Source organism: Epibacterium ulvae (genome assembly GCF_900102795.1).
GTDB classification, from domain to species: Bacteria; Pseudomonadota; Alphaproteobacteria; order Rhodobacterales; family Rhodobacteraceae; genus Epibacterium; species Epibacterium ulvae.
In genome coordinates this window covers 1-3,066 of record NZ_FMWG01000028.1, presented here as the reverse complement: position 1 = coordinate 3,066, position 3,066 = coordinate 1, and the positions used below count along the sequence as shown (strand labels likewise).

Genomic DNA, 3,066 nt, shown 5'->3' with positions numbered 1-3,066 from the left:
AATTGCTGAAGACGGCTCTGCTCTGCATTTCTACGGTGCGAATACTAGCCTATCCGTAAATGTAGCAGGTGGGTATACATACTCTGTTTCTGTTGATGGAGAGTACATTTACTATTTTGGTGAAGTTACTCAAATCCCTGATTTTTCAGATTCAACGCAGGTCTTAGATGCTCTAAATAATCTTCCGGGATCCGGACATCCAGACAATCGAACTGTAAATTTCACGACAGAAATTGAAGGATCAGGGTATAGCCTCCGCCAGAGCATAACTAAGGCGGGAGACGCACTTATAGTAAACACATACGTTGTTGATGGTGAAGGAAATATCATCACAAATGACACCGCCAGAGGAATCCTAGCAGATTATGGATCATTACAAACTGGCGCGTTTTCTGGGGATGTTTGGGCACGTCAATTTTATGCTTCTGATGACGCTCCAGCGGGAGGAACAACTGTCTCTGATTTCTATTCCGAAATCCAAGAGTGCTTCAGCGGTGAAGTTCCTATCGACATGTGGCCACTCGATCCTGACCTAGAACCCGGCCCGGACGGTATCTATGATCAGGACACGGTGCGCGCCAAAGTCTGGAAAAAGCCAATCGAACTAATCGAAGTTGGCGATCTGGTGGTGTCCTTTGATGACAACGACAACCTCGTTCCGGGGCCAGTGACCCGCACATTTCAGAATGACGCCAAAATCTTGTTAGACTTCTTCGGCACCCGTGTGACTCCGGGCCACGTCTACTACCGCCCAGACAGCAACAAATCCCACAAATTTGAAACCCTGATCGACGTTCTGCGCGACGATGGCGTAATTCAACATCAGGACGGCACCCTGATCCGCGCTGCGACCAACGTCCCTGTCGGGGATCTGCGCGACGGCTTTGTTAAAACAATCGCAGGCACACGCCGTCCAGATGGCAGCGTCGATGCCAAGGACCAAGGCCGCATTCGCCTCGGCACCCGCTTCCTTGTGGGCGAAGGCAAAGAGCGCAAAGCTTGGGATGTGGCCGATCTTATCAAGGCTGGCGGCGGCGTTGTCGGCGACGACGAGCTGATCCGTGTCGGTGACAGCGAACCGATGCCGTTCCATTGGGAATTTGGCGACACGCTACCCAAGCCTGAAGATTTCGTGCTGGCATGTTCCGACACCACACTTGAGGATATCTACAAAGCGGCGGAATGGGAAAGCCAAGGGCCGCGCTTACCTGCGCCGGTGGTGCTGGATCGTGGCCCTGTGCAACCCCTGAAAGGTACTGCGTTATCGGCCATGCCTCGCAACGAACCGTTTGATGTGACACACGCACCAATGGCGGCACAAAAGCCGCAACAGACGCTGAACCGCAAACAACGCAAGGCAATGGAGGCCAAACAGCGCAAAGCGGCCAAGACCCGCAAGCGTGTGATCGGGTAAGAACGCACAATGGGCGATGATACCCCCAAAACGGTGACGCAGGTTTTCAGCGTCACCCCTGAACTTCTGGAAAAGGCCGAGTCAAAGGATGAGAGTTTGGCCTTTCTCCTACAGAATGCACATCGACCGGGCGTTGATCCGCACAAGTTCTACACTATCGAGCTGGAAGACCCGACTCTGCGGATTTCCTACTCAACAGAAATCGACCGCAACAAACTGCATTGATGGGTACTATTCAGCGCCCCATTTTCCGCCCTCCACCGCGAGGGCGGTTACGCTTTCTTGTACGGTTGCGTTGCTTGCGCTCTGACTGCCCCTCTCGCGCCTTGTCGATAGCTTCTTTGTTGTCACCAAAGAAGGAATCCAACGTGCCGCGTTTGGCCTTGTTATCTGTCTTCCGCCTATCTTTGTTGCACTCAAAATCACTCTGCACTTCGTTGGCACCGCTTTGTTTCAAGGCCTCTGTCTTTTCCCGTGTGGCCGTCAACCGTTCGGTATCCTCGGCCTTGTGCATGGCTTTGAGTTGGTCGCGGTCATACTTCCATGCCTTCGTCACCTCTCGGCTGGCATCGGCAATACGGGCTTTTTGCTCATGGGCGATTTTCGCCCGTTCCGCTTCCTGACTACGCACGTAATCGCGGCGCAAATCCCCTTTGGCAATGACGGCCTGAAGCAATCCAACCACCTTTTTTTTCGGCTGTGACAGAGCAAATTTAATCCGTTTGTGCAGCCCAGCATCAAAGTCCTTCAGCTCATGTCGTTGGCGTTTAAAAACATCACGCCAGATGGGCTTGTAAAGCTGTTTGACCTCCGCTTTTCGGACAGACAGCCGTTCTGTTTTCTGTTGCCATAGCGCGTCATATTGCCCTTTCCGCGATGCAAAGGCACTGTCCCGATCGGCGCGGTACTCATCCCAGATTTTCGCGCCTTCGGCCTTCTTCCATGCGTTATATTCTGCACGGCTCATATTGTCGGATTTGACAAATTCACCCTGCTTCCTGCGATCATTGTTCTGTTTACGCTGTGGGCATAGGTGTTCCTGCCCACGCTTGCGCCTGTAGTCTTCCGCCCAGTTGGACAGCTTCAGGCGGTCATTGCCCATCTTGGCTGTCTGACCTGTCTCTGGGCACACCAGATTGACCACCACATGCACATGCGGATTCTTCGTATCAGTGTGGCCAACAATCAAAGCCTGACGATCATCAAGCCCAAGGGCTTTAATGGATTCCTGTACCGCTTCCATCTGTTCCGCATGGGTGGGTTTTTCGTTCACCTCCCATGACAGGGAATAGTGATAGACAGGCTTGCTTGTAGCCGTGGCACGAAGCCCTGCCCTGCGTTTCAATTCCTTTTGATGGGTGGCCGTATGCACCATTTCGGCCAGCGCAACTTTTGCCCTAGTCGAAGCCAGGTTCACTGTTTCGACGAAAGCCACGCGGTCGGCCGATTGTGCACCCTTGTCATGCAAGACATAGGCACCAACGCCCTTAAAGCTGCGGCCTGTTGTGGTGCGAAGGATCATCGAGCAACCACCTTTCAAGCAACACATCCAGCTTGTCACAAGTCGATACCAAAGACGCAGGCAATGCCTGCTGTCTGGCGTTCAAGGCTTTGGCAATCTGGTTCAGGTTCACACCGATACGGCGCAACTC

Annotated in this window: 4 protein-coding genes; 2 read left to right on the top strand and 2 right to left on the bottom strand. The window is 53.0% G+C overall.

Going from position 1 to position 3,066, the window contains the following annotated elements:
* Window position 1: 1 nt before the first annotated feature.
* Both BLP79_RS20120 and BLP79_RS19365 read left to right on the top strand, forming a co-directional pair.
* A complete protein-coding gene (locus BLP79_RS20120) occupies window positions 2–1,414 on the top strand; it encodes a hypothetical protein (RefSeq protein ID WP_244516074.1) in 1,413 nt (470 codons plus the stop codon).
* A gap of 9 nt (window positions 1,415–1,423) precedes the next feature.
* Window positions 1,424–1,639: a hypothetical protein gene (locus BLP79_RS19365; RefSeq protein ID WP_090221331.1), complete on the top strand. Its 216-nt coding sequence runs from the start codon at window positions 1,424–1,426 to the stop codon at window positions 1,637–1,639.
* A gap of 10 nt (window positions 1,640–1,649) precedes the next feature.
* On the opposite strand, the gene BLP79_RS19360 is transcribed toward BLP79_RS19365, so the two are convergent.
* Entirely contained in the window at window positions 1,650–2,936 is a 1,287-nt protein-coding gene (locus BLP79_RS19360) for a relaxase/mobilization nuclease domain-containing protein (protein ID WP_157844026.1), read from the bottom strand.
* Window positions 2,902–3,063, bottom strand: coding sequence for a plasmid mobilization relaxosome protein MobC (gene mobC, locus BLP79_RS20335; RefSeq protein ID WP_425284210.1), 162 nt, complete (start codon window positions 3,061–3,063; stop codon window positions 2,902–2,904). Before mobC ends, BLP79_RS19360 begins: the two co-directional genes overlap by 35 nt.
* Between the last annotated feature and the right edge of the window lie 3 nt (window positions 3,064–3,066).